This window comes from Marinobacter litoralis, from assembly GCF_003336705.1.
GTDB lineage: Bacteria > Pseudomonadota > Gammaproteobacteria > Pseudomonadales > Oleiphilaceae > Marinobacter > Marinobacter litoralis.
Genome location: NZ_QMDL01000002.1, coordinates 191,982 through 209,836, shown reverse-complemented (window position 1 = coordinate 209,836; position 17,855 = coordinate 191,982). Strand labels below are relative to the sequence as shown.

Here is a 17,855-nt window from a genome sequence, read left to right as displayed (position 1 = left end):
TGTCTTGGCCTATTCAGGAATGAGCGTGGCGAACAGCAGGCCCGTGCGAGGGCTGACGGCAGATGCATCTTTAACCGTCAGGAAAATTTGGTCGGCCTCACCGGTATAGAAACCCTCCAGTTCGAGCCCCGATGTGGTGGAGATAAGTGTAATGCCGCCCTCTGGGGTGGTTGTGTAATTAAATACTTCCGAGATTTCGGAGCCTTCCGGACTACTGACCTGGCCATCGCTGACGCTATGGCTCACATTGAAGCCGGTAGCGGTGAGCTGTGCTTCGGTGTTGCTGGTGAAGGTCAGTATACCGCCATTCAGCTGCTGCAGATCATTAGAGCTGGCGGTCATCGCTAGAATAGAACCTTGAAGACGGTAGCGACTATTGGTTTGAAGGCTTGCAGAAGGCGCTTTACCGGCCACTAAAAGCCCGTCACCCCAAATGCTGTCATCAAGATTAAAGGCCAGCAGTGAGCCGTCTGGTGAAGCGGCGCCTTGGCCGGTATCAGGTTTCGTGTAGTCTGTGTCTGGGCATTCAGAACATAGGCTCAAACGGCCCATAAAACGGGTTCCGTCACTCAGTTTTGAGCGGCGGTTGGCAATCGTCAGTGCTTCAGATTCAGTGTCCGGAGCCGGGAACACTGAACCGTTCGCGGCGCGAGACACCCTAAAGGTAGTGGTAGTAATGTTGGCTGAAAGCTCGTTATTGGCTGCAGCCCCTGTACTGAGCGTGCCCACCCCCGATTCAAAGGCAACCGGATCGCTGTTGCCGAAGCTGCCAGCGAAATACACCATATTAAAGTTACCCTCGGCGTTCGATAAATCGAAATCGTTGCTGCGCAGCAAGTGCAGCTCGAATGCTGACAAGTAGTGGTTTTCCAGCGTACCGCTTCGCTTTAACTGAGTCCCCTGAGTGTTCAGGGAAATCGCCTTACCTGCCGTAAAGTAACTCGCCAGTACCCGGTCAGGACCGGTTTGCGCGTTGATGGGCTTGGTGGTAAAGGCGTCGAAATAATACGGATTTCGGGTCCAGCCAATGGTTCGACTTTCAGACGGATAGGTAATGGTTTGGTAAAGGGCCCGGCCGGCCAGCAACCGCGCGGGCTTGGGGGCATCGGCGGGCGACTTCGGGGTGAGTGTCGCTGCGCCGGGGGCGCTGGAATGGCTATTCGGTTGCCATAGTGCGGTATTAAACTGATTATCCGGCGATTGGCTTATGGTCTGCCGATGATAGGGTATGTCCGTGGCCAAAGAGGTCACGCTCAAACCAAACGCATCGAACGTGGTCAGCGTTAGTGCAGGGTAAAGAAATGCACCGCCGTTGCCGCCGGTCAGATCTACTTCCTGAGTGGTGCGCAAGCCCCACAGTCCAGCAGACGACGCGCCTTCCTCCTGTGCGGTAGCCCCCAGTTCCAGCCCGAAAAACACCGAATTATAGTCAGCGGAGCTGGCTTTGATGCTGCCAGATGCGCTTTCGTTAAGCAGAGCGTATTCTGCAACATCATCCACATAGCTCGCAAAGTCTACCCGCGTTTTCAGGCGGTCGAGTGCCGACGACACGTTTGCGTTGTCGGGAATATCGATCTCGAAATCGTGTACCTGATCGGCAAGCGTCGACCAAACATACTTGTTCAGGCACAAGCCGCCGCCCGTGTCGTTCACGCAATCCATCACGGTTTGGAAATCGTTGGCCTGGTACTTCTCACCGAGGATTTCCTGAACCACATAGTGAGAGAAGGGATTTACCTTCACATCCCGGTCGGAATCGGCAGCCAGTGCTTTCATGGTGATGCCGCCATTGCCATTCCAGGTGGCTTCGATGACAACGTCAGGGCCAGTGGGGAGGCCGTTTTTGAAGCCAACAATGAAGTGCCCGTCGTCGCCGGTGTCGATGGTGTGCTCTACGTCATCCAGCACTTGCAGGGAATGGTTGGTTCTGTATACCTGAATACGGTCGGGAACCACTATGCGCAGGTTGCGGCGCGTGGCTTCTCCGTTGGGGGCGTAATTGGCAGGCACTTCCATGGTAACGCGCACTTGGTTTTCTTTCAGGCCTTTGGCGTTGCTGGAATCGCCTGTACTGCCGGGGCTGAAATCGTCAAGCGCGTTGATGGTGCTGCCAAACCGGTTGGGAGCATTGCGTGCGCCATCTATGGCACTGTCGCCACCGCCACAGGCAGTTATCAGCAAAGAAACGGAAAGCAGGGAAGCAAGCTTGAATGTCATGCCAGGGCCTATCCAAGTACAGAGTATTGGGAAAGCCTAACAGGTAAAGCGGGGAAGGGGCGTGAAAGGGTGCACGGTTGGGCTACCCGGAGTTGCTCGGGTAGCCCATTAAGACTGAACGCTTAGAAGAAAATTTTCATGCCCGCCAGAATGCCTTCGTCCAGATTCACATCCGGGCTACCGGCAAAATCCAGCTCGGTGTTCAGGTAACGGTAACCTGCGAACACTTCGGCGTTGCGAATGACGCGGTAGCTTGCACGTAACTCAACGCTGGTCATCTCGTCGGAATCACCGAATGAGAGAATGCTGGGTGCGTAATGCAGGCTGCCGCCAAAAGACAGGCCTGGCACGTCTGGAATATTCACGGTTGCGAAGCCACCTACGCCAACAGCGCCGCCGTCGAGGTGATCGTCATCCCAGCCAATACCGCGCAGGCCGATACCCGCAGTTGTTGGCAGGTTGCCGAGAGCCGTGCGGCCTTGGGCATGAAAATCGACGTTGCCGATGTGGCGTCCGCCTTCGTGGTAGGTGTATCCAGCACCAACTTGCAACTCGTCCTGAGTGCCAAAGAAGTTCACCTGGCCTTTCACCGAGTCAGACGTCAGGCTCAGGTCGAGATCAGAGGCCATAACCGGAGCTGCGGCTAAAGAAAGTGCCAAAGCAGAGATGCGGGTAATCTTCATGTATACACCTTTGTAGCTGTCGTTATTAAATGCAAAGCGCCGATCGAATGCTTGCATCCGCGATGATATTGACCGAGCAGGATGGTAACACCTGTTGCACGCAGTACAACTTAAAAGCCTGTAAGCCGGTGGAAAGGCGGGAGTCAGTGAAGCTGGCCGTCGTGGCCCTGATCCAGGTCTTCAGGTGATACGTTTTCAGCGGGCACGCGGTATTCTTCATTTGCCCAGGCCCCAAGATCGATCAGTTTACAACGCTCGGAGCAAAACGGCCGCCATGAGTTGGCTTCAGACCATTCAACGGGCTTTTTGCATGTGGGGCATTCAACGTTCATGGGAATCAATCCGGGCTGTGTGTGTGAGCTGCCGGCTGTCAGTTGTCGGCAGGTGCGTGACAGTATTGTTCCAGCACTGCCCGTAACATTTCAAGGTTGACAGGCTTGGCAACGAACACATCCATGCCTGCGGCACGACACAGCTCTTCATCTTTTTCCATGGCGCTGGCCGTGAGCGCCACCACCGGTACCCGTAACCGGTTGTTCTTCTGCTCCCAGGCTCGCAACCTTCTTGTGGCTTCGAATCCGTCCATCTGAGGCATCAGGCAATCCATGAAGATCAGATCAAAGGTTTGCTGTTGCCAGAGTGCCATGGCCGCTTCGCCATCGTTGGCCGCGGTGACTTCGCAGCCCAGTTTTTCAAGAAGCCGTTGGGTAAGAATGCGGTTGACCGGGTTATCTTCAACCAAAAGCACGTTCATGCGCCCGCACGGCAGTTCGTAACGGGAGGTGCTGGCGTCGGTTAAACCTTTAAGCGAGAAACGGGTGAGAAAACGCCGCTCTTGTTGTTCGATATCGCTGAACAAGTGGTTAAGAAGCGGGATCAAGTAGGACTCCCGCAGCGCCTTGCTTAAAAATGCATCGGCGCCAGCTTGCCGGAAATGCTCGGCATCACCGCGCTGGGGGTTCGAAGACAAAATCAACAGGCGGGTGTCACGCCACTGTGCGTTGCTGCGAATTTGCCGGCACAGAAGGTCGCAGTCCATATCCGGAACAAACCCATCCAGAATGATGGCATGGAACGGATCGCCGGCATCGCAAGCTTGTCGCAAAGAGGTGAGGGCTTCGCCTGCGGATTTAACGGCTTCAATCTGCAAGTCGAAACGAGACAGCATTTCCAGTGTAATCTTGCGCGACAGCTCATAAGAATCCACGACCAGAATGCGCCGGCCACGCACCATGCTGGAGTCAGGGCGTATACGGGTTGCGCTGTCGCTGACCTCTTGCAGATTCAATTCAACCCAGAAGGTAGAGCCTTCACCAAGACGGCTTTCAACATCCAGCGCGCCGCCCATCCGGTCAACCAATTGCCGGCAAATCGTCAGGCCCAGACCAGCCCCGGGCAACTGCCGGGTGAACCGTTGGCCCAGCTGTATATAGGGTTCGTAAACCAGTGGCAGCTCGTCGGGATTAATGCCCTCGCCAGTGTCTTCCACAGCCAGCCGCAAACGAACTTTGTTATCTTTGCGGCCGAGTACTTCAACGCTCACCAAAACGTGACCGGAATCGGTGAATTTGATGGCGTTGGCCAACAGGTTAATCAACACCTGCCGGATACGCACCGGGTCGCCCACCACCGCCCAGGGCAGGCTTTCATCCACCCGCATTTCCATCGCCAGGCCTTTTTCACGGGCTCTGGCGCCCAGCATGTGCACCAGATCGTTCAGCGTTTCGCGGAGATCGAACGGGATTTCTTCCAGCTCCAGCTTGCCCGCTTCCATGCTGGAAATGTCGAGCAAATCATTCAGGATGGAAGACAGGTTTTCAGACGCATTAATCAGCGTGCTGACGTATTCCGTTTGTTCCTGATCCAGCGGCGTATCGGCCAGCAAGTGGGCGTAACCGAGTACCGATTGCAGCGGTATGCGCAGTTCGTGGCTGACGTTGGCCAAAAACTGATTCTTCGCTTGATTTGCTCGCACCGCTTCGTCCCGTTCACCGCGGGTTTTCACGGAGATCTGGCGCAGGGAACGGGTGTCTTCCAGAATCTGCAGGCGCATTTTGTTCAGCGCTTGTTCCAGTTCCGAAAGCTCATCCGGCTGTGCCGGTTTTTTCCGGCGCAACTCTAACGGAGCCACCAGTGCATCGAGATTGAGTTTGGCCGCGTAGTCGGCCATGGCTTCCAGGTGCCGGGAAAGGGCTACCCGCACGATCAGCAGCAAGCCCAAGGTGCCCAGCATCACGATAATCGACTGGTACAGCAGGTTGATCAGGGCGCTGGCCAGAATTTCCTGGTAAATACTTTCAACAGAAGAGACTACCGTGAGCTGGCCCACCCGTTGGGGCTCTTTTAAATGGCTGCTTTTGAAGTCCAGAGGAAAGGTTTGGGAAATCGCTCGGCCGACCGGATGAGTGCCTGAACTGAATTCTTGGTCGGTAGAGGTTTGTATGCGTGTGTATTGGATGTAAGGAACGTTGCGCAGGTCGTCGAGGTTGGCGGCCACTTCGCTGTAGTTCAGCACCCACAAGTTTGAACTTAAGGAACCGGATATCAGGCCAACCGCCCGGCTCTGGCTGGCTTCTAATCGCGATTTTTGGCGTTCGAACTCGCCGATCATCTGCACGCCCGTGGCCACCAGCGATAAAACAAGGCTGTACAACAGCACCCACCCGAGTAACCTCAGGGCCAATGGGCGAACGCCCCAGCGCTTTAAAAACGGGTTTGAAGGCAAGTCACGAATTCCCTGTGTCGACAACAATTTAACGGCTGGCAGTTTAGCAGATGGACAGCACTTCTACACGCACCTTTCCGGTATCGGTGACGAAGCGAAAACGCACGTTCAGATCGTACAAATGGGCGCCGTAAATACGGTCTTCATCCCGGCCCCGGCGGAACGAAGGGCGAGGGTCGTAGCTGACGACATCTTCGATCAAGCCCCGCAGGTCTGGGTAGTCAATGGGGGACAATGAGGCCAGTTCGGTTTCGGCTGCGGGGCTGATCACCACTTCGACACGGTCTACCGGCGGCGTGTCGGCCCAGCCCAAAGATGCATCGGCAATGGCATCGGCAAAAGGCAGGTAGGGTTTGATATCGAGAATCGGTGTGCCATCAATCAAATCGTGGTCGCGAATTTTCAGAACCAACCGGCCGTTCTTTCGTTCAAGCCCCTCGTTTCTAACCACCGACAACCCGAGACTGTTAGGGCGAAACGGCGAGCGGCTGGCGAAAACACCGACCTTTTTGTTGCCACCTAAACGGGGAGGGCGCACCACTGGCCGCCACTCAGCGCGCACCGCTTCATGGAACTGAAACGTTAGCCACAGATGGCTGGCGGTTTCTAAACCCCGAAAGGCATCTTCCCGATCAAACGGCGGTTCAATTACCAAATCCGCATGGGCGTGGCGGGTGAGCCCCGGTTGGCGTGGCACGCCGAATTTATCCTTGAAACAGGAGCGAGTGTAAGCGACCGGGGTAAGGGTTAAGGCTTCGGTTGCCGGTTTGCTTTTGTGTCTGGGTCGGGTCATGTCAGTCTCTATCAATGGTGCCGGCAAAGTACATTTCGATACGGAAGATCACCGAAGCCTGGTCTTTAAAGCTCTCCTCACGGGGGAATTCTAACGCGGGAATAAGCTCGGCAAACAGCCAGTCTTCATACACCCGGTAGCGCCAGGTCACATCCGCAAAATACGACGTGGTCTGCCATAACGGCTGGCTTTCGCCAAGGATACCGATTCTGGGCGAAATCACAGAGCGGGAGCTGGTGCGCTTGCGCAGACTAAAGAGCTGCGCGGCTTCGAATTTCCGGTCGCTGTGTACCCATTCCAATTCCGACGACGTGAAGAAGTGCCAGCCGTTCCATGCTGGCCGGTCTGCGCCGAACCAAGAGCGGGAACCCCAGCCGGAGGTGTGGTAGTAATAAACCCGTTGCTTAACCCCGATACGCCATTTGTCCGGGGCCAGCCAGCGCTTGTCGGCCTCTAGCCGCCAGAACATTTCGGGTGGAAGCCTAAGCCTGCCACCCACATCCATCGACAAGTTGATGGCATCGCCCACGTCGGTTAAATACCGCAGAGCTCCGGTGGTGTCGGTATCAGTGCGTTCCGGTTCAGTCAGTTGACGATCCCGCTCACGTTCGCCCAGCGGAACCAGTTCGTCGCTGTCGCTTTCGATAACCAGTCGCAGTTTCTTCTTTGTGGTGGGCAGATCAAGCCTAAAACGTACCTCCGGTTTAAATTGTGCGGGATCGCTGTATTCGGATTCTGCCGCAAAGCCTAACCGAAGATAACTTTCGTTGTTCGGCAGCCCGTGTTCAGAACCGGATAAGGTTCGGTCTGCCCAGTTGCCAATGCCTTGAACCTTGCTGCCGTGCAGGCGTTCCTGGTGAATCACCCAGTTACTGGCACTTAACCACCAGGAATCCACCGGTTCCGCCCAGTATTCGCTGGGCTCCACGGTGTAAAACGACGCGGGTAAACGGTAGGGAGAGAACTTATCCGCTAGGGAGTCTTCTTCAACGGTAATCTGGCCGGCGCTGCGGGCGTGCGGTGAGGCGGCCAATAGCAGTGGCAAAAGAAGAGCATAGAACGGGAGGTAACGCAGAAAAAGCCCCTTAACTGAATTCAAGCATCCACTGATTATGCAGCTCGGCAACCTGCCGCTCAACCTCAACCAAAGGCTGGTTGTTATCAATGATCGCGTCTGCTTTGGCGCACCGATCTTCCCGAGCCATCTGAGCGGCCATAATGCGCTCGACCTGTTCGCGGGAGTTATTATCCCGAGCCATGGTCCGCTCCAGCTGGACGGACTCCGGCACATCAATAACGAGGATTTTGTTTGCCAGCTCGTGCTGATCGGTTTCCAGCAATAAGGGCGAAACCAGTAACGTGTAGGGTAGGGTGTAATTGGCAGGCTGAAGCTGGCGGATAATTTCATCGCGAATAATCGGGTGGAGCAACGCCTCAAGCCAAGCCCGCTCCGCTGGCTCTGCAAACACTTTTTGCCGTAACCAGGCCCGATCAAGCGCCCCATCGGCTAACAGCACCTCATCCCCAAAATGCTCGGCAATCGCTGTCAGCGCAGGCATACCCGGCTCAACCACCTCCCGAGCCACATCATCCGCATCCACCCAGTGCACGCCCAACTCCCCAAACAGCCGCACCACCGTAGACTTCCCGGAACCAATACCGCCTGTTAAACCAACAATCGCCAAACCTTCCTCCTAAACCCCAAGAAACCCATACCAAGCCGTAATAATCTCCCCCCCAAACCACAAACAAATCACCCCGGCCACCGCCAAATAAGGCCCAAACGGAATCGGCACCTCCCGCCCATGTTTGCGGAACACCATCAAGCTGATACCCACAACCGCCCCAACCAACGACGACAACAAAATCACCGCCGGCAACACCTGCCAGCCTAGCCAGGCACCAAGGGCTGCAAGCAACTTGAAGTCACCATGGCCCATACCTTCTTTGCCGGTTAGCAGTTTGAACAGCCAGTACACCGACCAGAGCGATAGATAGCCCGCCACGGCGCCCCAGAATGCGCTGTCAAAATCTGTGATTACACCGAAATAATTCAGCACCAAACCCAGCCACATTAGGGGTAGCGTAATGCTGTCTGGCAGCAGCTGAGTGTCAAAATCGATCACCGTTAAGGCAACCAGCGCCCAGATTAACAGCAACGCCCAAAGGGCGGCTTCTGTTGGGCCAAGCAAACAAACTGTGATCACCGAAGCGGCAGCTGTAAACGCTTCAATTAAAGGGTAGCGGGGTGAAATTCGGGTTTTGCAGGAAGAACATTTGCCGCCAAGGATCAGCCAGCTGATTACAGGAATATTCTCCCACGCACGAATCTTGTGGCCGCAGGATGGGCAGGTGGAGGCTGGTTTTGAAAGTGTTACTAGCGTTTCGTTTTTGCGCTGCTCGTCCGGAACGTCTAGAAACTCTTCACATTGGCAACGCCAGTCTTGGTGCATCATTTTGGGCAGGCGCAGGATGACTACGTTTAGGAAGCTGCCGATGCATAGGGAGACTATGGTGACTGTGGTGTAGAGAAGCCAGGGGGTTGATAGGAAGGTTTCTAGTGATGGCATTGGGGGCCCGTTGTTGAACTTTTCGCTCCCGAAGGAGGGTGAATCGGGTTTTCGAGTCACCCTCTCCCACTGCGGGGGAGGGTGAGAAGACTGGAGGTTGTGTCAGTCAGTGACGAATTCAGTTAGCCGACAACCTGACCCATCTGGAAGATCGGAAGGTACATGGCGATAATCAAACCACCTACCAGTACCCCGAGAACCGCCATAATCATGGGTTCCATTAGAGCAGTTAGGTTATCCACCATGTCATCAACCACGGCTTCATAATGGACGGCAACTTTCTCAAGCATCTCATCCAGATTACCAGACTCCTCACCGATAGCAGTAAGCTGAACCGCCATCACGGGGAAAACGTCTTGCTGGCGCATAGATGCTTGTAGCTGAGTGCCGCTGGAAACATCGTTTTTGATGTTCATGATGGCGTCGCGATACACAGCATTGCCTGTCGCGCCGGCTACGGAGTCTAGTGCATCAACCAAAGGTACACCCGCTGCGAAAGTGGTCGATAAAACACGTCCGAACTTCGCGACTGCAGACTTGTCGAGAATTTCGCCAACAATGGGTAGCTTTAAGACGTATTTGTCGACTATGTCGGAAAACTTTTGCGATTTCCGTTTTGCTTCCTTGAACAAAAAGATCGTTCCGACAATCCCGATGAGCACCACAAACCACCAAGATTGCATCCATTCAGAAAGCCTGACGACCATCTGAGTAAATACGGGCAGTTCAGCGCCAAAGCCTTGGAATAAACTTTCAAACTGAGGAACTACCTTCACAAGCAGGATTGCTGTTACCACGATCGCTACGACAATAACCGCTATGGGGTATGTCATGGCTTTTTTGACTTTTTTCTTGAGCAGTTCTGTTTTTTCCAGGTAGGTTGCAATCCTGTCTAGCATAGCCTCCAAAGCACCTGCCTGTTCGCCCGACTCCACTAAGTTGCAGTAGAGATTGTCGAAATGCTTGGGGTGTTTTCGCAATGCAGCGGCAAAGCCAGTACCGGATGAAATATCATTCCGTATCGACATGACTAGCTCTTGTAACCCTTTGTTCTCGAGACCGTCAGCTACAATGTCAAAACTCTGCACCAAGGGCACACCCGCTTTCATCATGGTTGCTAACTGGCGAGTCAGCATGGCGATGTCGAAAGCGGTAATCTTTTTACTACCGCCAAACAGCGGCTTCGGTTTCTTCTTAACCTTGTCAGGAATAACGCCTTGTTTGCGAAGCTGTGCTTTAACTAAAGCCAGACTAACGCCGTTCATCTCGCCCTTCGTTTTATTGCCCTTTCTGTCTTTGCCTTCCCAAACGTACGCTTCCAGCTTTTGCGATTTTTCTGCCATGCTTAATCCTTCGTCACGCGGTTGGCTTCTTCAAGGCTGGTCACGCCCTGAATTACCTTCATCAGGGCAGACTGCCTAAGAGTACGGAAGCCCTCGGCCTGCGCTTTTTTCGCTATTTGAATCGAACTGGCCTCTTCCATAATCATGCTGGCCAACTCGTCTGTAATCTTGACCACCTCGTAAATACCAACGCGGCCTTTGTACCCACCACTGCATTTATCACAGCCCTTGGGGCGGAACAACGTGAACCCTGTATCAATTTGTTCCTGTGTGAACCCTTCGGCTAAAAGCACGTCTTTTGGTACGTCCGCGGCCTGTTTGCAGCTGCACAGACGCCTGCCGAGGCGCTGGGCAATGATCAGGCTTACGGAGGTCGCAATGTTGAAGGCGGGAACGCCCATGTTCATCATTCGGGTCAGAGTTTCCGCAGCGCTATTGGTGTGCAGGGTTGATAAAACCAAGTGGCCTGTTTGAGAGGCTTTTATCGCAATGTTGGCCGTTTCCAAGTCCCGTATCTCACCGACCATTATTACGTCTGGGTCTTGCCGCAAGAAGGCGCGCAGAGCTTCGGCAAAACCGAGGCCGACTTTCGTGTTTACGTTTACTTGGTTAATACCTTCCAAGTTGATCTCGGCCGGGTCTTCCGCGGTCGAGATGTTGCGCTCGTTGGTGTTGAGAATGTTCAAGCCTGTATAGAGCGAAACCGTTTTGCCGGAACCTGTCGGACCGGTGACGAGAATCATCCCTTGTGGCTGTTCGAGAGCTTCCAGGTAAAGTTGCTTTTGGTCCTCTTCGTAGCCAAGAACATCGATGCCGAGTTTTGCCTGACTCGGGTCAAGAATCCGCAATACAATTTTCTCGCCCCAGAGCGTCGGCAAGGTGTTTACCCGGAAGTCGATAGCCTTGGTTTTAGACAGCTTCATCTTGATCCGGCCATCTTGAGGTACTCGGCGCTCGGAAATATCCAGCTGCGCCATAATTTTCACGCGAGCAGAAATTTTAGGTGCGAGCTTTATGGAAGGCCGAGAAACCTCTTTCAAAATGCCGTCCGTCCGATAGCGAACCCGATAAGTTTTTTCGTATGGTTCGAAGTGAATATCCGAGGCACCACCACGAATAGCGTCGAGAAGCATTTTGTTGACGTACTTTACGATAGGAGCATCGTCAACTTCAGTGGTGGATGCGCCATCGTCATCATCTCCGTCCCCGCCTTCGGTTTCTACGCCTTCGAGGTCGGCATCGTCAAGATCTCCCATCGTTGAGTCTTGGGACTCAAGGTATTTGTCTATTGCTGATCGAAGCTTTGCATCGTCAACTAGGACAGCGTCGGTGCTAAGGCCTGTATTGAATTTGATCTCATCCAAAGCTTGGATATTTGTCGGGTCAGAAACCGCAATGAACAGCCGATTGCCCCTTTTGTAGAGGGGAAGCGCGTTGTGCTTACGGATCAGCTTCTCGTCTACGGACTTCTCCGGCATCATTTCCGGCAGGAACGAATCGAGGTCGAGAACAGAGATGCCGAACTCCATAGCGGCGGAAAATGCTAGTTTGGAGCTATCAGCTAGATCGTTCTGCGTGAGGTAGGTGATCAATGGGATGCGGTTTTCGGATGCCTGGATGAAGGCATCTTTCGCGATGTCCTCGTCCAAAAGCCCGTCATCGACAAATCGACGGGCCAAGCCCGTTAGCGTTACGTTTCGGTTGTTGCTCGCCATAAGTGCTCTGAGAAAAGTCTTGTAAGTGGCTGAATCACGTCTCTATGAGCACAGAGTTTAGATGTAGTGGTTGAATTTGGAAAGGTTGTAGGGTCTAAGGTCCCACTTCTCATTATGGTTCTGTGAGGTCGTATTCAGATTGACCAAGCAGCGTGCAGAGGTTTGGTGACGAAAAATGTCACTCATGGCCGTTTCGCGACTAAAGTTGTACTCAGTTAGTTGTGTGATCTAAGTCACGCACTTGCTTTAACTGATTGAGTGGGCGTTGTTTTTTTATGTTATCTTGCATTTGGCACGGGCGATGCTTAACTTACACCAAGCTCAAAGCGGTCACGGGGTAATGCTCCACCGCCCCGGAGCTACTAAGAACCAAAAGACGACATAGAGGTCGAATTATGCAAAAGATTCAAATGAACAAAGGCCAGCAGGGTTTTACTCTGATTGAATTGATGATCGTTGTTGCGATCATTGGTATTTTGGCGGCTGTGGCGATTCCTGCTTATCAGGATTATACTGCGCGTGCCCAGGCATCTGAAGCGGTAAACCTGTTGGGTGGTTTGAAAACTCCGATTGTAGATTATTATCAGACCAATGGTTCTGCGCCCGGTATTGCAGAGCTCGGTACTTTTACTAGTTCCGGTAAATATGTTTCCTCTATTTCTGCATCTAGCGGTACTTATACCGCGACGTTCAGTAATTCTGGCGTAAACAAAAATCTGCAGGGCAAAACTGTAGAGCTGGTTTTCAATACAGGCACTGGGGCCTTTACTTGTCAGAAAGGGTCAAGCAATGGTGTTGATGATAAGTTCCTGCCGGCAGGCTGTAAGTGATTAGCAGTTTTTAGCGTGTGAAAGGGGCCTGTTGGCCCCTTTTTCATGTATGTGTGTCAACTATCCTTATTGAGATAAATTAGACAATAAAAGTCAGAAGATGGTTCGTATGCCATTATGTATAGCGAGATCTAGATGTTGTTTAGACGAGTTTTGATTCACTCCTTGGCGTTAACGTTTGTTTTTTTGCTTGTCTTTCTTCTATGGCAGTTTTTTATGTCCTGGAGTTACGCCGCTGAACAGGCTGGATTCGCCTCCGATCTGTTCGGAGACTTCTTTAGTAGTCCTGGTGCCATGCTGGATTTTATGGCATTTATCATATCTTTGTTGGTTCTTCATTTTATCTTTGCGTTTCTCGTTGCCTTAGCTTTTTTTCCTTTTTCCTCTTTTGCTGCCGAGCGTGATATTTTCAATTCTTCATTGGTTTTTGTGTTTACATTGTTTGTAGTTGGTGTGCTCGTTTGGGTGTCCATCTATTTTCCACGAATCCTTTCGGGGTTTCTGAAGCATTCTCCGTTGTCAAGCTGGAAAGTGGCTGTGGCTCTTAGCGGTTTTTGTGTTGTTTTGGTGTTTTTTGGGCTTTTTAGTTTGCTTCGAAGTCGCCTTTGGAAGACTGCGGGCGCGGCTTTTTTTACTTTAGCGTCTCTGTCTGCACTTGCTTTTCAAGGGATTGATTCCGAGTCCTCTTCTATAGGCGGTGCTAATAATAAAGGTAGAAGTTACGACCATCCTAATGTTGTTATTATTGGTATTGATGCTCTCAGACCTGACCATCTGGGGCTCAATGGAAACGCACTAAATCTCACACCTAAAATTGATGAGTTTCTATCTTCGGGAGTTTATTTTGAGGAGGCTTTTACTCCCATTGCTAGAACCTATACTGCCTGGTTCTCCATGTTGAGTGGGAAGTCACCAAAAACAACGAGTGTTAGATACAATTTACAGCCGTTTGAGTCAGATCAGATTGTGGGTTCCGAGCTGCAGAATCTCCTTCGAGAAGGGGGGTACCATACAATCTATGGGATGGATGAAAGACGGTTTAATAATATCGACGAGCGTTATGGTTTTGATGAAACTGTTGGTCCAGATTTTGGTGCGGCCGATTTTGTTTTGTCTCATGCGGCCGAATTGCCGTTGGTGGCTCTAGTGTCAAATACTCCATTGGGGAAATGGCTTTTTCCGATGATATATTCGAACCGGGGAGTGTATGGGACCTATATGCCGGAAACGTTCACGCGAGAAGTTATAGATGCAGTAGCTACGCGTCCCGATAAACCATTATTTCTAGCATTGCATCTAACTTTGCCGCATTGGCCGTTTCTATATCGTGAGTTTGAGCGTGATGATAGTATTCCGTATTCTCAGGATCGCCACTATCATTACGCATACCAGTTGATGCTTAAAAAAGTAGATGCACAGTTTGCTGATATTATGCATGGTCTTGAGCGTCATGGAGTTTTAGATAACTCACTTGTCTTTCTGGTATCTGACCATGGGGAAGGTTTTATGTTGGAGTCTGACAAACTGATATCCGGAAACTCCGATATTGAATTTCCTACAGCCGCTCACGGACATGGCACCAGTGTTTTAGATGAAAAACAATATCACGTTGTTCTGGGATACCAAGATAGACGGTTGTCACGACGTACCGATTATAAAGAGGGAAACCGTGTGCACACGGTTGCATCGCTTCTCGACATAGCTCCAACAATAACTAATGCATTAAATATTTCCGATGCTGGATTTGACTTCGAAGGGCGTTCTTTATTCGATCTGGAGCGATGTGAGGATTGTGAAAATCGAAAGATTTTTGTCGAAAGCAGTATTGCTACTGGTGCGATGTTTGAGGAAGACCTGGATATGGTCAAAGTAGTTTCTGAAGGGCTTGGCTATTATACGGTGTCAGAAGATGGAAGTGTGGTGGTAAGAGACGAGGTAAAGCACTTGCTAGCCCTTAAGCAAAGGGCCGTAATCGATAAGCAGCATATCGTAGCTCTTTACCCAGGTTTGGAGCAGGATTTTCTGATTGTGGATCGGAAAGAGGGAAAGTGGTGGCCATCTAGCCGATATGGTGGAGATAAGCCGAACGAAGTATTAGATCTGATGATTGATCTTTGTAATTACTACAAGAATGATGAGCCGTTTGATAAGAATGGGTTGTGCTCAGGGGTGTTTCAGTAATGGCGTTTGATTCAAGACCAATTGAGTGGAGCTGGACCTTGATTTTATCGGTATTGCTTGTCGTGGGAGTTGTGACGATATCCCTCTTTGGCCAATATCTTATGGGGCCTCCTAATATTCACTCGGCGCGTGCGCTTGTTATGCTATTGGAGGTCTCCGGTCTGATATTGTGGTTGGTTAATAAGCCACAAGCTCTTCTAGTCGGCGCATCAATGGCGATTCGTCTTTGTGGAGTGTTGTTGCTTGTTACAGGGACTGCGGGAGTTTTTTTCGCTGCGCACAATTGGGGCGCAGCTATTATTGGGCAGATTGAGTGGATTGCTCATTTTCTTGTGTTGGTAGCCTTGGTGGATGTATACGCAAGGGGGCGGCTTTCTCTCGAGGGTGTTTTGCTTGGAATCTGTGTCGCGGGTCTATTGGCGATTTCTTTCTTTGCTTTTCGTTGGATACAAATGGAAAACCCAGCCGACTTTAACTGGTTTTGGGGCGCTTATCCGTTTTTGCATATCCGGCACTTTGCGTTTCTTATTTTGCCTGCGGCGATTTCGGCTTTTTATTTCGCTGTTTCCGCTGAGCGTATTGCCAAATGCTTTGGGATTGTGTCGATGACTGTACTGCTAGCGGCTCTTTTTTGGGCCGGTGGTAGAGCTTCGGTTGGCGCAGCATTAATCGCTTTGTTAGTGGGCTTGCTTTTTGTGGCCACGACGGCCCATAGGGGAAGTTTTTTTAAACTATTGCTGCAGGTTTTGATCGTTACAAGTGCTGCCGCTGCTATTTCAGAGTTGTTTTCGGTCAACCATCCTGGCATGGGGTTGTCTTTTAATCACGGCAGGGAGGTGGCTGACACTGTAGATGCTGTCTCTAGTGGTCGACTGAGTATTTGGTTTTCAGTTGTAGATAATATGACATGGCAGCAGTGGTTGTTTGGGCATGGTGTTGATAATTATCGTTATTTACCTAACCGTTACGATGAAACTGTTCATCCGCATTCTTGGTTTTTCCAAGCATTGTCCGCATGGGGTGCTCTGGCAGCTGTAGTTCTAGTTGGCGGTTTGTGGGCGTTAACCCTTCGAGTGATATATATGCAGTTTCGGATAAAAGACAGATCAAAGCCTAACGATCTTCTGTTTTTTAGTGGCTTAATTCTTCTATCCTACCTTGTTCTCAGTCTTGTAGATGGTAACTTCTATCATTCATGGGGGGTTCTGCTACTTTTACCGCTATTAGCTGCATGTTTTTGCAATTTTTATAGAATAAGTGCTACCACCGCTCAGTCGAAGAGCTTGGCGTCGGGCTGGTTGTATGGTGTGGCTGCAATTATTGTTGCTGTGGTGGTCCAGATCGTAAATGTAACGACTATTTTTAGAGGGAGCGTGCCAGCTCCAAACGATTGGCGCTCTCAAGTTGTCCTAGCAGTTCCCTATAATACGATTCTTGTTGCTAATTGGTTAGAGCCGTGGCAGCAAGTTGACCAAAATGAAATGCTTCGCCTATTGCGATGGCTTCAAACCTATAGCGCGGACAAATATCGTTTTATGCTAATTGAGTCTGAAATGCTTCTGCAGGAAGGATATAAAGAAGCCTCTCTCAACATGTATGAGAAAGCTGTTAATAGTGCCCCAGCTCGAGCAAAGAAGAAGTTGATCGAGTTGGGGCCGCCGGAATTATAATTGCCTTGGTCGCTTAACGGCAGGCAGGCGGTAAATATTTGGATTCTAACGTAGTGCCTATCGACGCAGTGCAAGCTATTTTGATTCCTGTTTCTGACCCTTGATATTGAAAGGCGACCGTATTTTTTGAGGGGCTTCCTGTCGATGCCCCTAGATTTTTTACCTCAAACCCCACGTTGAGTTTTGAGTTGTCGCCAGAAGTTGAAGCGGGTAACGTTTTAAGAACCACCGTCGAATTTGAAAGTTCTGCGTAAAGCGTGTTTACGAGAGGGGAGTTCGCGGCAGGCATAATACCTTTCGAGCTGAAGTGGTCTAAAATTGCAGCTTTTTTTCCGGATAGGATAACGAACGGTTCTGTCAGCTTTGCCTTGACAACATAGTCTTGATACGCCGGCACGGCAAATGCTGCTAGGATACCCACAATAGCCATAGCGATCATGAGTTCTATGAGTGTAAAACCATCGGCGTAACTTGGCTGCTTCATTCTTTGTTCCGTAAGATGAATTAGTATAGATAGAACAAAGCAGGAATCGTGCCCGAATCTACGAGTGCTCTGTTTGCGGGTCCTCTATTTGGTTTGACGGTATTTTCTGTAACCAATAAAGGGCAGTATCTGCCCCCTATCGGCAGAGGCGAGTCCTACCTCAGCTAAACTCCCTCCCCAGCCAATCATTAATATCCCCAGACTCATACAGCCACCGCTCTTCACCCTGCTCATCCCTAATCAACAAACAAGGCACCTTAATCGCCCCACCACCCTTCAAAAGTGCTTCCCGATGCCCCGAATCACGCTGCGCATCCCGCCGCTCAATCTTCAGCCCTAACCGAGCCATCTCCTTCCGAACCTTGATGCAAAACGGGCAAGCACGGAACTCATAGAGCGCCAGGCTTTCGGTGGCTTTATCAACTTCAGCCTGCCGCTCAGGCGAGCGTTCGATGGCCTTAGGCGTACTGAGTTTCTCTGAAAGCAACATGAACGGTGTCAGTGCCAAGCGGAGCAGGCGGAAAAAAGCCCGGATAATCATTCGCATAATAGAACCTAAACTGTTTGAAATGAGCGTAACTAATGGAAATAGGGCGGCAAGGATATCATGGCCGTAGAATAAATTGGGGGCTGACCCGTTCACG

15 protein-coding genes are annotated in these 17,855 nt (G+C 51.3%); 3 read left to right on the top strand and 12 right to left on the bottom strand.

Annotation, left to right across the window (positions count from 1 at the left end):
- Positions 1 to 9: 9 nt before the first annotated feature.
- From DOQ08_RS06400 to pilB, 10 genes are all read right to left on the bottom strand, one after another.
- Positions 10 to 2,217: a hypothetical protein gene (locus DOQ08_RS06400; protein WP_114334083.1), complete on the bottom strand. Its 2,208-nt coding sequence runs from the start codon at positions 2,215 to 2,217 to the stop codon at positions 10 to 12.
- A 122-nt stretch (positions 2,218 to 2,339) separates the two neighbouring features.
- Positions 2,340 to 2,900, bottom strand: a complete 561-nt coding sequence (locus DOQ08_RS06395; RefSeq protein WP_114334706.1) for a YfaZ family outer membrane protein — start codon at positions 2,898 to 2,900, stop codon at positions 2,340 to 2,342.
- Between the two features lie 143 nt (positions 2,901 to 3,043).
- Positions 3,044 to 3,232, bottom strand: a complete 189-nt coding sequence (yacG, locus tag DOQ08_RS06390) for a DNA gyrase inhibitor YacG (RefSeq protein ID WP_114334082.1) — start codon at positions 3,230 to 3,232, stop codon at positions 3,044 to 3,046.
- A 38-nt stretch (positions 3,233 to 3,270) separates the two neighbouring features.
- Positions 3,271 to 5,625 carry a response regulator gene (locus DOQ08_RS06385; protein WP_114334081.1) on the bottom strand — a complete coding sequence of 785 codons (2,355 nt, stop codon included), beginning with the start codon at positions 5,623 to 5,625 and terminating at the stop codon, positions 3,271 to 3,273.
- Between the two features lie 43 nt (positions 5,626 to 5,668).
- On the bottom strand, positions 5,669 to 6,418 hold the full coding sequence (tsaA, locus tag DOQ08_RS06380) for a tRNA (N6-threonylcarbamoyladenosine(37)-N6)-methyltransferase TrmO (protein WP_114334080.1): 750 nt from the start codon (positions 6,416 to 6,418) through the stop codon (positions 5,669 to 5,671).
- A 1-nt stretch (position 6,419) separates the two neighbouring features.
- Positions 6,420 to 7,517 (bottom strand): hypothetical protein, encoded by a 1,098-nt coding sequence (locus DOQ08_RS06375; RefSeq protein ID WP_227537533.1) that lies wholly within the window; start codon positions 7,515 to 7,517, stop codon positions 6,420 to 6,422.
- Positions 7,504 to 8,103: a dephospho-CoA kinase gene (coaE, locus tag DOQ08_RS06370; protein WP_114334079.1), complete on the bottom strand. Its 600-nt coding sequence runs from the start codon at positions 8,101 to 8,103 to the stop codon at positions 7,504 to 7,506. Before coaE ends, DOQ08_RS06375 begins: the two co-directional genes overlap by 14 nt.
- Positions 8,104 to 8,112: 9 nt before the next feature.
- A complete protein-coding gene (locus DOQ08_RS06365; protein ID WP_114334078.1) occupies positions 8,113 to 8,988 on the bottom strand; it encodes a prepilin peptidase in 876 nt (291 codons plus the stop codon).
- Positions 8,989 to 9,110: 122 nt separating this feature from the next.
- Positions 9,111 to 10,331: a type II secretion system F family protein gene (locus DOQ08_RS06360; RefSeq protein ID WP_114334077.1), complete on the bottom strand. Its 1,221-nt coding sequence runs from the start codon at positions 10,329 to 10,331 to the stop codon at positions 9,111 to 9,113.
- Between the two features lie 2 nt (positions 10,332 to 10,333).
- Positions 10,334 to 12,046 carry a type IV-A pilus assembly ATPase PilB gene (gene pilB / locus DOQ08_RS06355; RefSeq protein ID WP_114334076.1) on the bottom strand — a complete coding sequence of 571 codons (1,713 nt, stop codon included), beginning with the start codon at positions 12,044 to 12,046 and terminating at the stop codon, positions 10,334 to 10,336.
- A gap of 395 nt (positions 12,047 to 12,441) precedes the next feature.
- Between pilB and DOQ08_RS06350 the strand changes: the two genes are divergently transcribed.
- The 3 genes from DOQ08_RS06350 (at position 12,442) to DOQ08_RS06340 (ending at position 16,727) form a co-directional block, all read left to right on the top strand.
- Complete coding sequence (locus DOQ08_RS06350) at positions 12,442 to 12,876, top strand: pilin (protein ID WP_319921909.1); 435 nt, start codon at positions 12,442 to 12,444, stop codon at positions 12,874 to 12,876.
- Positions 12,877 to 13,011: 135 nt separating this feature from the next.
- Positions 13,012 to 15,057 (top strand): sulfatase-like hydrolase/transferase, encoded by a 2,046-nt coding sequence (locus tag DOQ08_RS06345; protein ID WP_114334075.1) that lies wholly within the window; start codon positions 13,012 to 13,014, stop codon positions 15,055 to 15,057.
- The gene (locus DOQ08_RS06340; RefSeq protein ID WP_114334074.1) at positions 15,057 to 16,727 is read left to right on the top strand and encodes an O-antigen ligase family protein; all 1,671 of its coding nucleotides are present in this window, start codon (positions 15,057 to 15,059) and stop codon (positions 16,725 to 16,727) included. Before DOQ08_RS06345 ends, DOQ08_RS06340 begins: the two co-directional genes overlap by 1 nt.
- Positions 16,728 to 16,740: 13 nt before the next feature.
- On the opposite strand, the gene DOQ08_RS06335 is transcribed toward DOQ08_RS06340, so the two are convergent.
- The gene (locus DOQ08_RS06335; RefSeq protein WP_114334703.1) at positions 16,741 to 17,211 is read right to left on the bottom strand and encodes a pilin; all 471 of its coding nucleotides are present in this window, start codon (positions 17,209 to 17,211) and stop codon (positions 16,741 to 16,743) included.
- A 160-nt stretch (positions 17,212 to 17,371) separates the two neighbouring features.
- The gene (locus DOQ08_RS06330; protein WP_114334702.1) at positions 17,372 to 17,758 is read right to left on the bottom strand and encodes a glutaredoxin family protein; all 387 of its coding nucleotides are present in this window, start codon (positions 17,756 to 17,758) and stop codon (positions 17,372 to 17,374) included.
- Positions 17,759 to 17,855 lie beyond the last annotated feature (97 nt).